The 14,312-nt window shown below is 62.8% G+C and carries 17 protein-coding genes; 10 read left to right on the top strand and 7 right to left on the bottom strand.

Annotated features, from left to right (window positions below):
• Positions 1-23 precede the first annotated feature (23 nt).
• Positions 24-965 (bottom strand): sugar ABC transporter substrate-binding protein, encoded by a 942-nt coding sequence (locus LB513_RS13155; protein ID WP_224663932.1) that lies wholly within the window; start codon positions 963-965, stop codon positions 24-26.
• 265 nt (positions 966-1,230) lie between these two features.
• A complete protein-coding gene (locus LB513_RS13150; protein WP_224663931.1) occupies positions 1,231-2,262 on the bottom strand; it encodes a LacI family DNA-binding transcriptional regulator in 1,032 nt (343 codons plus the stop codon).
• 165 nt (positions 2,263-2,427) lie between these two features.
• On the opposite strand from LB513_RS13150, the gene LB513_RS13145 reads away from it, so the two are divergent.
• The 3 genes from LB513_RS13145 (at position 2,428) to LB513_RS13135 (ending at position 5,181) form a co-directional block, all read left to right on the top strand.
• Positions 2,428-3,519, top strand: a complete 1,092-nt coding sequence (locus LB513_RS13145; RefSeq protein ID WP_224663930.1) for a fatty acid desaturase family protein — start codon at positions 2,428-2,430, stop codon at positions 3,517-3,519.
• A 112-nt stretch (positions 3,520-3,631) separates the two neighbouring features.
• Positions 3,632-3,946 (top strand): MocE family 2Fe-2S type ferredoxin, encoded by a 315-nt coding sequence (locus tag LB513_RS13140; protein ID WP_224663929.1) that lies wholly within the window; start codon positions 3,632-3,634, stop codon positions 3,944-3,946.
• Positions 3,946-5,181: an NAD(P)/FAD-dependent oxidoreductase gene (locus LB513_RS13135; protein ID WP_224663928.1), complete on the top strand. Its 1,236-nt coding sequence runs from the start codon at positions 3,946-3,948 to the stop codon at positions 5,179-5,181. Before LB513_RS13140 ends, LB513_RS13135 begins: the two co-directional genes overlap by 1 nt.
• A 350-nt stretch (positions 5,182-5,531) precedes the next feature.
• On the opposite strand, the gene LB513_RS13130 is transcribed toward LB513_RS13135, so the two are convergent.
• The 5 genes from LB513_RS13130 to hslV all read right to left on the bottom strand — a co-directional run bounded on the left by LB513_RS13130 (position 5,532) and on the right by hslV (position 9,649).
• A complete protein-coding gene (locus LB513_RS13130) occupies positions 5,532-6,491 on the bottom strand; it encodes a DUF1402 family protein (RefSeq protein ID WP_224663927.1) in 960 nt (319 codons plus the stop codon).
• Positions 6,492-6,662: 171 nt separating this feature from the next.
• Positions 6,663-7,973 (bottom strand): ATP-dependent protease ATPase subunit HslU, encoded by a 1,311-nt coding sequence (gene hslU, locus LB513_RS13125; protein ID WP_224663926.1) that lies wholly within the window; start codon positions 7,971-7,973, stop codon positions 6,663-6,665.
• 4 nt (positions 7,974-7,977) lie between these two features.
• Entirely contained in the window at positions 7,978-8,577 is a 600-nt protein-coding gene (locus tag LB513_RS13120) for a DUF2585 domain-containing protein (RefSeq protein ID WP_224663925.1), read from the bottom strand.
• 6 nt (positions 8,578-8,583) lie between these two features.
• The gene (locus LB513_RS13115) at positions 8,584-9,108 is read right to left on the bottom strand and encodes a GNAT family N-acetyltransferase (protein ID WP_224663924.1); all 525 of its coding nucleotides are present in this window, start codon (positions 9,106-9,108) and stop codon (positions 8,584-8,586) included.
• Positions 9,098-9,649 (bottom strand): ATP-dependent protease subunit HslV, encoded by a 552-nt coding sequence (gene hslV, locus LB513_RS13110; protein WP_224663923.1) that lies wholly within the window; start codon positions 9,647-9,649, stop codon positions 9,098-9,100. The genes LB513_RS13115 and hslV overlap by 11 nt, the downstream gene beginning before the upstream one ends.
• A 219-nt stretch (positions 9,650-9,868) precedes the next feature.
• Between hslV and hisB the strand changes: the two genes are divergently transcribed.
• Genes hisB through hisF form a run of 7 tightly spaced genes read left to right on the top strand, consistent with a single transcriptional unit; the run spans position 9,869 to position 14,272 of the window.
• Positions 9,869-10,468, top strand: coding sequence for an imidazoleglycerol-phosphate dehydratase HisB (gene hisB, locus LB513_RS13105; RefSeq protein ID WP_224663922.1), 600 nt, complete (start codon positions 9,869-9,871; stop codon positions 10,466-10,468).
• 4 nt (positions 10,469-10,472) lie between these two features.
• Positions 10,473-10,949 carry a DUF2628 domain-containing protein gene (locus LB513_RS13100; RefSeq protein ID WP_224663921.1) on the top strand — a complete coding sequence of 159 codons (477 nt, stop codon included), beginning with the start codon at positions 10,473-10,475 and terminating at the stop codon, positions 10,947-10,949.
• 1 nt (position 10,950) lies between these two features.
• Positions 10,951-11,601 (top strand): imidazole glycerol phosphate synthase subunit HisH, encoded by a 651-nt coding sequence (gene hisH, locus LB513_RS13095; RefSeq protein ID WP_224663920.1) that lies wholly within the window; start codon positions 10,951-10,953, stop codon positions 11,599-11,601.
• Positions 11,602-11,603: 2 nt separating this feature from the next.
• Positions 11,604-11,894, top strand: a complete 291-nt coding sequence (locus tag LB513_RS13090) for a DUF1330 domain-containing protein (protein WP_224663919.1) — start codon at positions 11,604-11,606, stop codon at positions 11,892-11,894.
• A 4-nt stretch (positions 11,895-11,898) separates the two neighbouring features.
• On the top strand, positions 11,899-12,648 hold the full coding sequence (gene hisA, locus LB513_RS13085; protein WP_224663918.1) for a 1-(5-phosphoribosyl)-5-[(5-phosphoribosylamino)methylideneamino]imidazole-4-carboxamide isomerase: 750 nt from the start codon (positions 11,899-11,901) through the stop codon (positions 12,646-12,648).
• Positions 12,645-13,481 (top strand): arginase family protein, encoded by an 837-nt coding sequence (locus LB513_RS13080; protein WP_224663917.1) that lies wholly within the window; start codon positions 12,645-12,647, stop codon positions 13,479-13,481. The genes hisA and LB513_RS13080 overlap by 4 nt, the downstream gene beginning before the upstream one ends.
• Positions 13,478-14,272, top strand: coding sequence for an imidazole glycerol phosphate synthase subunit HisF (gene hisF, locus LB513_RS13075; protein ID WP_224663969.1), 795 nt, complete (start codon positions 13,478-13,480; stop codon positions 14,270-14,272). The genes LB513_RS13080 and hisF overlap by 4 nt, the downstream gene beginning before the upstream one ends.
• The last annotated feature ends 40 nt before the right edge of the window (positions 14,273-14,312 follow it).

Genomic DNA, 14,312 nt, shown 5'->3' with positions numbered 1-14,312 from the left:
CAGCGCCGCTCCTTTGCCCTGGTTCAGTTCTTCTTCAGGAACTTGTCGATGTTGGCCGGCGTGACCAGCTGGAAGGGGACGTAGACCTTGTGTTCGACCTTCTCGCCCTTGGCCAGCTTGAGCGCGGCATCAAGCGCGCCCTTGCCCTGGCCGGCGGCGTCCTGGAACACGGTGGCGTCGAGGTCGCCGGCCTGCATTGCGGCCAGTGCGTCCTGCGTGGCATCGACGCCGCCGACGACAACGGTCTTCATGTCGATGTTGGCGGCCTTCATCGCCTGAATAGCGCCGATGGCGCTTTCGTCATTGTTGGCGATGACGCCGTCGAACGGCTTTCCGGTCGACAGCCAGTTGGTCATCAGGTTCTGGGCTTCGTCACGGTTCCAGTTCGACGTCTGCTTGTCGATGATCTTGATGAAGTTGCATTCGGGCGTGGCGATGACGTCCTCGATGTCCTTGGTGCGCTGCACCGCGGCCTGATTGGAAAGCTCGCCCATGATGACATAGACATTGGCTTCCTTCTTGCCGGCTTCGGTAAACAGGCGGCAGACTTCCTTGGTCTCAAGCGTACCGGAATCGGCTTCGTTCGAAGCGACGAACGCCTGGTTTTCCGGCAGCGTGTCGACATTGACCGGTTGCCGGTTCACGTAGACCAGCGGGATCTTGGCTGCAGCCGCGGCGTCCGACATCGCCTGCGTCGCCGACGTGTCGACCGGGTTGACGATGATGGCGTCGACACCGGAGGCGGCGAAATTCTTGATCTGGTCGAGTTGTTTGGCAACGTCGTTCTGCGCGTCCTCCACCTGCAGTTCGACGCCGTCCATACCCTTCGCCTGCTCGATCATGCCGTTGCGCAGCACGGTGAGGAAGTTGTCGTCGAACTTGGCCATCGACACGCCGACCTTGGCGGCAAGAGCCGACGAACTCATCAGCGCCGCGAAAGCGACGCCCAGAAGCAGTTTCTTCATTGTGTCTCTCCTCCACATTGGTGTCCGGTTGCACCGATCTATCCGGAATCCCCGATCTCCCCGGGGAAACACTCCCAATTGCCAGGCCCGTCCGGATGCCGTTTTGCTGGAGCGCGCATCACTCCTGCTGAAACAGATGTTCCGGAACGAAAGAACCAAAATACCACATCAGTGAAATATTTATTCCATTTCCTCTGTAGGGCGTCAAGGCCCGATTCCAAAAGCGGACCGGCGATTTCCGGAGCTCCCCTCTTTGCGACGCGAGCTAGATATTCTCGGGCAGATAGATGTCGAAGGGCAGAAACGTCTGGCCCGGCGCGTTTGCCGCGCCGCTTTCGATGGCGTGCGCCATCAGAGCCACCAACTCGCGACAGAGCGCCGCCAGCGGCGTCGAGATTACCATGGTCAGGATATTGTCGGCCAAAGCCGATCGGGATACCGCCGTGATCTCGTTGCAGACGACCGCCGGCATTGGGTCCGGTTTCGCCTGCCGCAGCGCCGCGACCGCCCCTTCCATGCCGCCGCCGGCGACATAGCAGCCGACGAGATCTGAATGGTTGCCCAAAAGCTCCAGCAGCGTGTCCTGCGTGATCCTGTTGGCCTCCAGATTGACCAGCGTCTCGAGCAAGGTGAACTCCGGCGCCTGTCCGCGGAAGAAGGAGCGGAAACCGATCTCGCGCAGTTCGTGGCCGTGGAAGCGGTGGCTGCCGACGAAAAGCGCGACCTTGCCGGGCCGCTTGGCTGCCTTCGAGATCATCCAGGCGGCAGTGCGGCCAACCTTGCGGTTGTCGAGGCCGACATAGCCTTCGCGTATCCCCGCGGCGAACTCCGATAGAAGCGAAAACACCGGCAGACCTTTCGCCTTCATCTCCTCCACGGCGACCGTCAAAGCCGGGTGGTCCGGCCCGACCAGCGCGATCGACCGGCACTTTGCCGCGAGCCTGCGCGCACGCTCGACGATCTCGTCGGGCGCCAGCGAATCCGTGAAATCGATGACGGCGACGCCACGAAAGCGCGGCGAACGCGAGACCGCCAGTTCAAGCTCGCGGGCGAATTCGCTGTAGAAGACATCATTGCCCCTGAGCAGCAGGAAGCCCAGCCGATACTCCGGCAATTCATGCCGCATCCGCTGCTTGATCAGGCCTGCCGCGTGATAGCCGATCTCGGTCGCCGCTTCGTAGACACGGCGGGCCGTTTCCTCGCGCACCGGCAGGCGGCTGTTGAGCACCCGGTCCACCGTGGCGACGCTGACGCCGGAGATGCGAGCCAGGTCGGTGATTGTCGGTCGCTTCGCCATGCCGCCCTCCACTTGCCGTGTGCTCCTTTCCTAGAGCAAACTGATAGGAAATGATAGAAACTATCTTTGTGATATTGAGTCTATCATGGGTGAGCGTTATTTTCAGGCCGAAGCCGAGCAACCAAGCCGTGTTCGCTGGGCGTTTGCCCGGCTATGGAGGCAATCATGTCCGCAGCGCCGTCCCGGCGTGACTACAGCCTGATCGGCCGCGACGCCAAGCTCGCCGTCGAAAATGGCTTGTCGGCAGCCGAGTGGTATCACACCGACATCCCGCGCAAGCAGATGAAGGAACTGATGCAGCGCTCCGACGGGCCAGCGATACGCGACACCGCGATCTGGCTCGCCGCCTTGATCGTCAGCGGTGGCGGCGGGGCCTTATTGTGGGGAACATGGTGGTGCGTGCCGTTCTTCTTCGTTTATGGCGTACTCTATGGCTCATCGACGGATTCGCGCTGGCACGAATGCGGCCATGGCACAGCCTTCCGCACGCAGTGGATGAATGACGCGGTCTATCAGATCGCCTGCTTCATGATCATGCGCAACCCGGTCACCTGGCGCTGGAGCCACACGCGCCACCACACCGACACCATCATCGTCGGCCGCGACCCGGAAATTTCCGTGATGCGGCCGCCGGACTTGTTGCGCGCCGCGCTCGGCTTCATCGGCGTGCTTGATGCCTGGCACGCGATGAGCGACATGCTGCGCAACGCCACCGGCAACATTAGCGCGGCGGAAAAGACGTTCATTCCGGAACAGGAACAGAAGAAGGCGATCCGCATCGCCCGCATCTGGACCGCGATCTATGCCGCGACCATCACCCTGGCGCTGTATTTCGGCTCCTGGCTGCCTCTGATGCTGGTAGGCTTGCCCAGGCTTTACGGCGCCTGGCATCACGTCATGGTCGGGCTGCTGCAGCATGGTGGCCTGGCCGACAACGTCACCGACCATCGGCTCAACAGCCGCACCGTCTACATGAACCCGATCAGCCGCTTCATCTACTGGAACATGAATTATCATGTGGAGCACCACATGTTCCCGATGGTGCCTTATCATGCATTGCCGAGGCTGCACGAATTGATCAAACATGATCTGCCGGCGCCGACGCCGTCGATCCTGGCCGGTTACCGCGAGATGATTCCGGCCTTCCTGCGGCAGCTGCGCAACGAGGATTATTTCCTCAAGCGCGAACTGCCGCCGACAGCGCGGCCCTATCGCGAGGAATTTCACATCGATGCCGTCGCCGCGGCGGCGGAGTAATCCTGGGACCCCGCCCGGCGCCCTCGTTTCGAGGCAAAGCCGCCGGGAGGCGCCACTCGCTGTTTCGGCAAGACCGTATGGACTTATTCTGAGTGCCTGTTGGGAGGAATGAATGACGGACTGGGTCGAGGCATGCGCGGCCGGCGACATCGACGAAGAGGATGTGCTGCGCTTCGACCATGGCGGCCGCACCTTCGCCATCTATCGCAGCCCCGATGACGAGTTCTTCGCAACCGACGGTCTGTGCACGCATGAGAAGGTCCATCTGGCCGACGGGCTGGTGATGGACGACATCATCGAATGCCCCAAGCACAATGGCCGCTTCAACTACAAGACAGGGGCCGCCAAGGGCGCGCCGGTCTGCGTCGACCTCAAGACCTATCCGGTGAGGGTCGAGGCCGGCAAAGTGCTGGTCCAAATCGGATAATGACGATGGGTCGGGGCATGGTCATCATCGGGGCCGGCGAATGCGGTGGGCGGGCAGCTCTCACGCTGCGCGATCTCGGCTATGATGGGCCGGTGACGTTGGTCGGCAACGAGCCGCATCTGCCCTACGAACGCCCGCCGCTCTCCAAGGACGCCATGACCGGCGATGCGCCCCTGATCAAGACGATTGTCAGTGAGGCGACGCTGGCGGAAAAATCGATCCGGCATATCCATTCGGTCCAGGCCGTGGCGGTCGATCGGATGGCGCATGAGGTTCGCCTGTCGGATGGTTCGGTGCTTGCCTACGACAAGCTGTTGCTCGCCACAGGGTCGACGCCGCGCCGATTGCCGATTCCGGGATTGGGTCCTCGCTGCGTCACCCTGCGCAGTTTCGCCGACGCGCTTGCCATCCGCCCCCATCTCCGCGCCGGCAGCCATATCGCCATCGTCGGCGGCGGCTTCATCGGCCTCGAACTCGCTGCCGCAGCGCGCAAGCTCAGCGCGGCCGTCACTGTCATCGAGGCCCAGCCTCGCATCCTGATGCGCGGCGTGCCGGCCGAGATCGCCGAGATCATCCAAGACACGCACATTGGCCGGGGCGTGGAGATCCTGTGCGGCGAAGGCATCGCTTCCATCGCAGACGACGGCAAGGCGGTCCGCGTGACGCTTGCCGGCGGAGGAAAAATCACGGCCGACCTCGTCGTCATCGGCATCGGCGCCGTGCCGGAGACCGGGCTTGCCGCCGAGGCGGGTCTGGAGATCGACAATGGCATTGCCGTCGATGAACGGCTTCAAAGCAGCGACCCCGACATCTTCGCCGCCGGCGATTGCTGCTCGTTCCCACTTGCTATCTATGGCGACCGCCGGGTGCGGCTGGAAGCCTGGCGCAACGCGCAGGAGCAGGGCGCTCTGGCGGCGAAGAATATGCTGGGCGCCGGCGCGGCACATGTGGCGGTGCCGTGGTTCTGGTCGGATCAGTATGGTCTGTCCCTGCAGATTGCCGGCCTTTCCGATGAGGGCCGCAGCACGGTGCGCCGCGACCTCGGCGACGGCGCCTTCATCCTTTTTCACCTCGCCGAGGACGGCAGGCTGGTGGCCGCCAGCGGCATCGGCCCCGGCAACGCGGTCGCCCGCGACATCAGGCTGGCCGAAATGCTGATCGCCAAGCAAGCGAGGCCGGCGCCGGAAGCGCTTGGATCGCCGGCCGTCAAGCTGAAGTCGCTGCTGGCGGCTTGAGGCCTTCGCGTCGCTACGGCATGCATAGTCTTATGCCGCGCTGGTCGACCCCCACTCCGTCTCGGCTTCGCCGAGCCACCTTGCCGGGGCGAGCCACGGGTCTCGCCCGTCCTTCGGACCCCCCGATCGACGGGGTAGAGGAAAGCCGCCATGCTCTTAGCCTTCAACGCTAGTCAAGCAAAGCTCCCTTCCTTTCCCTCCGGAGGGGGGAAAGGTGGCGCTGCGGAGCAGCGACGGATTGGGGGAACCACGTGGCAATCAGGCCTCGCGCCGATCAGTCACGCCAGTGCCCAGCAGGACAATGAGGGGCGGCGCAGGCGTCGGCAAATTAATGTCAACGCGTCGAGCGCCTAAAACAGCGCCTTCAACTCATCCAGCTTGTCGTTGACCAGCCAGCCGTAATAGTTCTCCTCCGGCAGCTTTTCCGGCTGCCCCGCGGCGCGGCGCTTGTCGTTCTCCGCCTTCAGAGCATAGGCGCGCTGCTCCGGATTGCCGACATTGTAGAGCGTCGCGGTCAGGCCCGGATTGCTCGAAATGTCGAAGCCGGCGATGCTCTTGTAGGCATCGATAGATGTCCTGATCGTTGCCGCGACATAGGGCAATGTCAGGTCGGGATCCATGATGGTTTTGTAGACCGAGTTAGGATCGCCGACATCGAGCTTCGGCAGGCCTGAAACCCTGTGCACGAGATCGCTCATCTGCAGCGCCGTCAGAGGATTGAGCTGACCGAGGCCAAAGGTCTGGCCGGCATAGTAAGGCTGGAAGAAGGTGGCGCCGAAACGGTCGTCGGGAAAGTTCTCTCCGCCAACGGTCTGGCCGCGGAATGCATGGTTCCACACCTGTTCCCGGCATGCCCACAGATCGTAGCTGTCGGACATGCCCGCGCATTTCTTGAACTCCGGCCGCTGCACGAAGTCGCTGATGTCCTCGCCCTCATAGGCGAAGGAGAGCTTGCTGGAGAGATAGGAGATCGCCTTGACGTAATAGGTCTGCAGCCGGTCGTAGGCGTCTACATTGTAGGTGTGCTCGCCGACGATGGCGCCGACTATGTGCAGAGGATCTATGCCATAGGCGGCCGCCGCCTTCTTGATCTTGGCGCGTAGATCCGAGTCCTTGCGCAGCAAGGCATAGACCTTGCGGTATTTCGCCTGGAAAGTCGTGTTGGTGGCCTGCGTGCGCCGGCTCGAGGCCCCTGGAATGTCAGGTTGCTCGACATTGCGATTGCCCGCCGGCACCAATGTGGCTGCCTCGGCGGCAAACAGCGTCGCCGCCAGCGTCAAGCCGAGAATGACCAGGATCAGTTTCTTCATGTGCCGCCGCCCGCGATAATGCCGCGCAACCTAGGCAGTGCTCCCGGTCGAGTCGAGAACAACCCTCCTGCCCACGCTACGAAAGCTGGCGGATGGTACCGTCTGGCCACACATGGGCTGTTTGCCGGAAATCCGCCTTGATCCGGCGCGGGTTTGATCCCCGCGCCTCGTTCAAAGGATGAACCGCGATAAATCCGTGTTTCGCGACAGATCGCCGACATGTTTTTCCACATAGGCGGCATCAATGGTGACCGTCGTTCCGTTGCGGTCGGGCGCGTCGTAGGAGATATCGTCCAGCACCCGCTCCATCACTGTCTGCAGCCGCCTTGCGCCGATGTTCTCGACGCTGGAATTGAGGTCGACCGCAATGCCGGCCAGCGAGTCGATGGCGTCGTCTGTAAAGGTCAGGTCGACGCCCTCGGTCTTCATCAGGGCGATATACTGCTTGATCAGGCTCGCTTCGGTCTCGGTCAGGATGCGCACGAAATCGTCCTTCTCCAGCGCCCGCAGCTCGACCCGGATCGGCAAGCGACCTTGCAATTCCGGCAGCAGGTCGGACGGCTTCGAGACATGGAAAGCGCCGGACGCGATGAACAAAATATGGTCCGTCTTCAACGGCCCATATTTTGTCGCCACCGTGGTGCCCTCGATCAGCGGCAGCAGGTCGCGCTGCACGCCTTCGCGAGACACGCCGGCCCCCATGCCGCCTTCGCGTGACGCGATCTTGTCGATTTCGTCGAGGAAGACGATGCCGTCATTTTCGGTCGCGTCGATGGCCCGGCGCACGACCTCGTCCTGGTCGAGAAGCTTGTCGGACTCGTCATTGACCAGCAGCGCGTAGGAGGCCTTCACCGTCGTCTTGCGCGCCTTGGTTTTTTTACCGCCCATCGCCTTCGACAGCATGTCGTTGATGTTGAGCACGCCGATATTGGCGCCCGGCATGCCGGGAACCTCGAAGCCGGGCATTCCGCCATTGCCGGTGTCCGCCACCTCGATCTCGATCTCCTTGTCGTCCAGATCGCCGTCGCGCAGTTTCTTGCGGAAACTGTCGCGTGTGGCAGGACTTGCGGTCTTCCCGACCAGCGCTTCCAGCACGCGTTCCTCGGCATTGATATGCGCGCGCGCCTTGACGTCCTCGCGCATTTTCTCGCGCACCAGGCCGATGGCGATCTCGACCAGGTCGCGGATGATCTGTTCGACGTCACGGCCGACATAGCCCACTTCGGTGAACTTGGTCGCCTCGACCTTGACGAAGGGCGCGCCGGCCAGTCGCGCCAGGCGCCGCGAGATCTCGGTCTTGCCGACGCCGGTCGGCCCGATCATCAGGATGTTCTTCGGCATCACCTCTTCGCGCATCTGGCCTTCCAGCTGCTGGCGACGCCACCGGTTGCGCAAGGCGATGGCCACGGCGCGCTTGGCGTCCTTCTGGCCGATGATGAAGCGGTCGAGTTCCGAAACGATTTCGCGAGGAGAGAAGCTCATGTCACTAAATTCCACTTTGCCACTGCTTGATGGCCTCGAACGGATGCAGCAGCATGATCACGTTGAGCGTCAGATTGTCCCGGATGAGATAGCCGGTGCCCAATTCGAAGAGGATGGCGAGGCTGACGATCACCCATATAGGTAGCCTTCTCGCCATCACAAATCCCAACATCATGGCCAGTGTGTCGGACACCGAATTGAGGATGCTGTCGCCGAAATAATCGAGCGAGATGGTGCCGGCGCGGTAGCGCTCGATGATGAACGGGCTGTTTTCCAGGATTTCCCAACCGCCTTCGACGAGGACGGCGAATGCCAGCCTGAGGCCGATCGGCGAACGCGGGAACAGGAACCTTGCCAGCGCGTAGAACAGGAAGCCGTGGATGATGTGCGAGAACGTGTACCAGTCTGAAATATGCTGGGAATTTTCCGAACTTTTCGCCACGCCATGCCAGAATTTGACGTAGCCGCAGGTGCAGATCGGCGGGTGGCCCATCAGATAGAGCGTGACGGCCTGGACGATGATCAGGCCCAATACGATCAGCAGACCCAGCCGCCAGCTGTTTTCGTAGGCCGAGAGATCCTTCTCGTCGACGGATGCGTTCATGCCCTGTTACCCCTCTTCCGCATCGCTGTCTTCGGCATCAATTGCCATCAACAGGACGTCGCCATATTGCGATTGCCTGCGGTCGATAGGCCTGAATCCGGCTTTTTCATAGGCGCGAATGGCTCTGATGTTGGCGGGGTCCGGATCGATGACGATTCTGGGCACGCCTTCCGCGAACAGCTCTTCGACAAATTGGCGCACGATTGCCGTGCCATGGCCGATGCCGATCAGCTCCGGCCGGCCGATCGTGATATCCATGCCAAGCGTGCCAAATGGCTGGTCGGCATAGGGATGGTCGTCTTCCAAATGCGGATCATAGCTCTGCAGGTAGGCGATCGGCTTTCCGTCGAGTTCGACGATCAGCGGCTCGACGGAAATCGACTCGATATGATCGCGTATTTCGGCGAGCTCCGTTTCGGCAGCACCCCACCATTGCGCGACATGCGGCTCGGCGAGCCAGCCCGCGATCATCGGCAGGTCTCTCGCGGTCACCGGTCGAAAATCGTAGAGCGCCACCTCTTCAGGCGGCATCGAGAGTTTCGACAACAAAATTGTTGTTGGTGTAGACGCAGATGTCGGACGCGATCTGCATCGCCTTGCGCGCGATTTCCTCGGCATCCTTGTCGCTGTCCATCAAGGCGCGCGCCGCGGCCAGCGCGTAATTGCCGCCCGAACCGATGGCCATGACGCCGAATTCGGGTTCGAGCACGTCGCCATTGCCGGTCAGCGCCAGCGAAACCGACTTGTCCGCCACCAGCATCATCGCCTCCAGGCGGCGCAGATAGCGGTCGGTGCGCCAGTCCTTGGCCAATTCGACGCAGGCGCGCGTCAGCTGGTCGGGATATTGTTCGAGCTTGGCCTCCAGCCGTTCCAGCAGCGTAAAGGCGTCCGCTGTGGCGCCGGCGAAACCGGCGATCACGTTGCCGGCCTTGCCGATGCGACGCACTTTTCGCGCATTGCCTTTCATGATGGTCTGGCCAAGGCTGACCTGGCCGTCGCCGGCGATCACCACCTTATTGCCCTTGCGTACCGTCACGATGGTCGTGGCGTGCATGGAGAGTTCATTCGACATCCGTGGCTCCGATTCGCGCGATCCCCAAAAGGCGATTGGCGCGGTACGAGTAACTTTGATCGGCCATATGTATGCACAGGACCGATGATTGCAAACGGTTCGGTACCTGTCGGCGAGGGCAACTGGCAATCACCGGATCATGCTGCTAGAAGGCTTTCGTTTTCAGGCCGCGAGCGCCTGGACTCCGTGACCTGTGACCTCCTGCACAAGGATAGAGTGATGGCGCCCCGTTCCGCCGAAGCAAGCCGCAAGACCAGGGAAACCGACATCTCCGTGTCGGTCCATGTCGACGGCTCGGGCAAGTCGGATATCGCCACGGGCGTCGGTTTCTTCGACCATATGCTTGACCAGCTATCGCGCCATTCTCTGATCGACATGACGGTCAGGGCGAAGGGCGACCTGCATATAGACGACCACCACACGGTCGAGGATACCGGCATCGCGCTCGGCCAGGCGCTGAGCCGGGCGCTTGGCGAGCGGCGTGGCATCATGCGCTACGCCTCGATCGACCTTGCCATGGACGAGACGCTGACGCGCGCCGCGATCGACGTCTCCGGCCGTCCGTTCCTGGTCTGGAACGTCTCGTTCTCGTCGCCGAAGATCGGCACGTTCGATACCGAACTGGTGCGCGAATTCTTCCAGGCACTGGCGCAGAATGCCGGCATCACATTGCATGTCACCAACCACTACGGCGCCAACAACCACCACATTGCCGAGACCTGCTTCAAGGCGGTGGCGCGCGCGCTGCGCAGCGCACTCGAGCACGATCCGCGCCAGCCTGACGCGGTTCCCTCCACCAAGGGTTCGTTGAAGGGGTAACGCCATGGCTGCCTATGTCGTGATGGAGCCGCCCGGCCGCGGCGTTAAGGCCGACGCAACGACACTGGTCCGCGATGGGTTCAACTGGGTCGCCCTGCTGGTTCCGCCGCTGTGGTTCGCCTGGCACCGTTTGTGGATTGAAGCGGGTATCGCCTTCGTCGTCATGGGCGCGCTGTCGATGCTTGGCCAATATTTCGGCCTTGGATTGCCTGGTTCGCTGCTGTCGCTGTTGGTTTCGCTCTATGTCGGCCTGGAAGGACAGGGCTTGCGCATCGCGGCCCTTCGCCGCCGCGGGTGGCATGAGTGGGGCGTTGTCGAAGCCGCCACGCTCGATGATGCCGACATGCGCCAGGCGCTGGAGTCCGAGCAGCCTGCCGATGAAATCGTGCCCGCTCCGCGCATGATTCCCGATGCAGCACTGGCCCGAGCCTCGCAGCCGGGCATTGCACTGGGGCTAACCCATGTTCCGGGAAGGTCCTGACATGCGGGTTGCGATCATCGACTACGGCTCGGGCAATCTGCGCTCGGCCACCAAGGCTTTCGAGCGGGCCGCGCGCGAAGCAGGCATATCGGCCGAGATCGACCTGACCGCCGATGCGCAGCGCGTGCGCACGGCCGACCGCATCGTGCTGCCAGGGGTCGGCGCCTATGCCGACTGCGCAGCCGGCTTGCGCGCCGTTGACGGCATGTGGGAAGCTGTCGACGAGGTTGCCATTCGCAAGGGCCGGCCCTTCCTGGGAATCTGCGTTGGCATGCAGCTGATGTCGCAGCGCGGCCTAGAAAAGACGACCACCTTCGGCCTTGGCTGGATAGCAGGCGACGTCAAGGAGATCATGCCCAGCGATCCGGCGCTGAAGATCCCGCAGATCGGCTGGAACACGATCGAGCTGAAGCGCGAGCATCCGCTGTTTGCCGGAATCCCGACGGGGCCTGCGGGGCTGCATGCCTATTTCGTCCATTCCTACCACCTTGATGCAGGGAAGCCCGACGAGGTCCTGGCGGTTACAGACTACGGTGGCCCGGTGACGGCGGCCGTGGCCCGCGACAATCTGGCCGGCACGCAATTCCACCCCGAAAAGAGCCAGGCGCTTGGCCTCGCCCTGATCACCAACTTCCTGCGCTGGAGGCCCTAGCCATGGCCAAGAAGGGCTACTGGATGGCGATGGTCGATGTCCGCGACCCCGAGATTTACAAGCAGTATATCGAGGCCAACGCCGTGGCTTTCGCCAAGTACGGCGCACGCTTCGCAGTGCGGGCCGGCCGCCACGAGAGTCCAGAGGGACCGACCGGCAATCGCCATGTGCTGGTCGAGTTCGAATCCTATGAGAAGGCGCTCCAATGTTATAATTCGCCCGAGTATCGGCAGGCTTTGAAGTTTCGGCTTGCGGCGTCGACCGGCCATTTTGTCATCGTTGAAGGCGCTTGAACGGATGATCCTTTTCCCGGCCATCGACCTCAAGGACGGCCAATGCGTGCGCCTGAAGCACGGCGATATGTCGACCGCCACCATCTACAATGATGATCCAGCCGCCCAGGCACGATCCTTCGAGGACCAGGGCTTCGAGTGGCTGCATGTCGTCGACCTCAACGGTGCCTTCGAAGGCCAGAGCGTCAACAGCGCCGCGGTCGGCGCCATTCTCAAAGCGACGAAGAACCCGGTGCAGCTTGGCGGCGGCATCCGCACGCTGGCGCAGGTGGAGGACTGGCTCGATCGTGGGCTTGCCCGTGTCATCCTTGGCACTGTGGCGGTGCGCGATCCCGACCTGGTCAAGCAGGCCTGCAAAGCTTTCCCCGGCAAGGTGGCGGTCGGCATCGACGCCAAGGGCGGCAAGGTCGCTGTCGAAGGTTGGGCCGAGGCGTCCAGCCTGGGTGTTATCGAACTGGCGAAGAAATTCGAGGGCGCCGGCGTTGCCGCCATCATCTACACCGACATCGACCGCGACGGCGTGCTGACCGGCATCAACTGGGACGCCACGATCGGCCTCGCCGAAGCGGTCTCGATCCCAGTCATAGCCTCCGGCGGCCTCGCCTCGCTGGCCGACATCGTGCGCATGACCATGCCGGATGCGCGCAAGCTCGAAGGCGCGATCTCCGGCCGCGCGCTGTATGATGGCCGCATCGATCCGGCCAAGGCCCTGGCAATCCTCAAGGACGGACCAGTGGCGGAGACCAGATCGTGAAAATCACCGTCATCCTGGCCTCGTACGACAGCGGACACTTTCATGGCGGTATGGGCCAGGGTCCCGATGCGCTGATAGCGGGCGGTCTCGTCGATGCCCTGACCATGGCCGGTCACGACGTTACGGTCGAGGACATCGGCAGGGTCGGCGACAACCAGGAGCGAGAGATCGCCACCGGCTTTGCCGTCTGCGAGGCGGTTTCCTCCCAAGTTCGCCTTGCCGGCGATGAAAATCGGTTTCCCATCGTGCTCGCCGGCAATTGCCTGACCAGCGTCGGCGCGGTAGCCGGCGAAAGCGCCGACGCGATCATCTGGGCCGACCAGCACGGCGACCTCAACACGCCCGAGACATCGACCCATGGCTTCCTAGACGGCATGGCCCTGGCGACGGTCCTGGGCTTGTGCTGGCGTCCGATGGCATCGGCTGTTCCCGGCTTCAGGCCGATCGATCCGTCGCGCTGCCTGCTCGTCAACGCGCGCGATCTCGACCCGGCTGAAAGGCAGTTGTTGCAGACATTGCCGGTCATCCGCACGGAATGCCCCGGAGTGGGACAAGCAACCGAGATGCTGAAAGCCGCCGGGGCGGGGCGCGTGCACATGCATATCGATCTGGATGTGCACGATCCGGAGGAGCTGCAGGCCAACCGCTACGCCAGTTCCGGCGGGCCGAGCCCGGAACAATTGCGCGACGCGGCCTGTGCGATGGCGCTTGCGGTGCCGGTCGTGGGCATCACCGTTTCTGCCTACGATCCGGCCTTCGATGCTAAAGCCGATGTGCCGCCGCTGGTCGGTCAACTGCTCAACGACCTGATCGCCACGATAGAGGGGCGCTGATGCTGAAAGTCCGCGTCATCCCATGCCTCGACGTCAAGAACGGCCGCGTCGTCAAGGGCGTCAACTTCGTCGACCTCATCGACGCCGGCGACCCGGTCGAGGCGGCCAAGGCCTATGACGCGGCGGGTGCGGACGAACTCTGCTTTCTCGACATCACCGCGTCGTCCGACAATCGCGAGACGATCTTCGACGTCGTTTCGCGCACCGCCGAACAGTGCTTCATGCCGTTGACCGTCGGCGGCGGCGTGCGCCAGGTCGCCGACATCAGGAAGCTGCTACTGGCCGGCGCCGACAAGGTGTCGATCAACACGGCGGCGGTGAAGAACCCGGATTTCGTCGCCGAGGCGGCCGACAAGTTCGGCAACCAGTGCATCGTCGTCGCCATCGATGCCAAGAAGGTGTCTGGCACCGGTGAAGCCGACCGCTGGGAGATTTTCACCCATGGCGGGCGTGAGAAGACCGGCATCGACGCAGTCGAATTCGCACGCGCGATGGTCGATCGCGGTGCCGGCGAGATCCTGCTGACCTCGATGGACCGCGACGGCACCAAGGCCGGCTACGACATAGCGCTCACCCGCGCCATATCGGATGCCGTGCGCGCGCCGGTCATCGCGTCCGGCGGTGTCGGGACGCTCGACCACCTGGTCGAGGGTGTACGCGACGGCCATGCCGGGGCGGTGCTGGCCGCCTCCATCTTCCATTTCGGCACCTACACCATAGCGCAGGCCAAGGCGCATATGGCCCGGGCCGGTCTGCCGATGCGGCTGGACTCATCGGCGGATCAGCCCTAGAGGCTTCGGCTTGGAACAGGCTTCCGGCCAAGAAAAAGGC

The sequence above is a fragment of the Mesorhizobium sp. ES1-1 genome (assembly GCF_020164785.1).
Taxonomy (GTDB): Bacteria; Pseudomonadota; Alphaproteobacteria; order Rhizobiales; family Rhizobiaceae; genus Mesorhizobium.
This window is presented reverse-complemented; position numbering and strand designations above follow the sequence as displayed.

Coding starts and splice junctions, on each gene's coding strand:
- LB513_RS13090 (WP_224663919.1), top strand. CDS start 11,604: ATGGCCAAGAAGGGCTACTGGATGGCGATGGTCGATGTCCGCGACCCC.
- LB513_RS13120 (WP_224663925.1), bottom strand. CDS start 8,577: ATGAACGCATCCGTCGACGAGAAGGATCTCTCGGCCTACGAAAACAGC.
- hslU (WP_224663926.1), bottom strand. CDS start 7,973: ATGAGCTTCTCTCCTCGCGAAATCGTTTCGGAACTCGACCGCTTCATC.
- LB513_RS13130 (WP_224663927.1), bottom strand. CDS start 6,491: ATGAAGAAACTGATCCTGGTCATTCTCGGCTTGACGCTGGCGGCGACG.
- LB513_RS13100 (WP_224663921.1), top strand. CDS start 10,473: ATGGCTGCCTATGTCGTGATGGAGCCGCCCGGCCGCGGCGTTAAGGCC.
- LB513_RS13115 (WP_224663924.1), bottom strand. CDS start 9,108: ATGCCGCCTGAAGAGGTGGCGCTCTACGATTTTCGACCGGTGACCGCG.
- LB513_RS13135 (WP_224663928.1), top strand. CDS start 3,946: ATGACGATGGGTCGGGGCATGGTCATCATCGGGGCCGGCGAATGCGGT.
- LB513_RS13140 (WP_224663929.1), top strand. CDS start 3,632: ATGACGGACTGGGTCGAGGCATGCGCGGCCGGCGACATCGACGAAGAG.
- LB513_RS13145 (WP_224663930.1), top strand. CDS start 2,428: ATGTCCGCAGCGCCGTCCCGGCGTGACTACAGCCTGATCGGCCGCGAC.
- LB513_RS13150 (WP_224663931.1), bottom strand. CDS start 2,262: ATGGCGAAGCGACCGACAATCACCGACCTGGCTCGCATCTCCGGCGTC.
- hisB (WP_224663922.1), top strand. CDS start 9,869: ATGGCGCCCCGTTCCGCCGAAGCAAGCCGCAAGACCAGGGAAACCGAC.
- hisH (WP_224663920.1), top strand. CDS start 10,951: ATGCGGGTTGCGATCATCGACTACGGCTCGGGCAATCTGCGCTCGGCC.
- hslV (WP_224663923.1), bottom strand. CDS start 9,649: ATGTCGAATGAACTCTCCATGCACGCCACGACCATCGTGACGGTACGC.
- hisA (WP_224663918.1), top strand. CDS start 11,899: ATGATCCTTTTCCCGGCCATCGACCTCAAGGACGGCCAATGCGTGCGC.
- LB513_RS13155 (WP_224663932.1), bottom strand. CDS start 965: ATGAAGAAACTGCTTCTGGGCGTCGCTTTCGCGGCGCTGATGAGTTCG.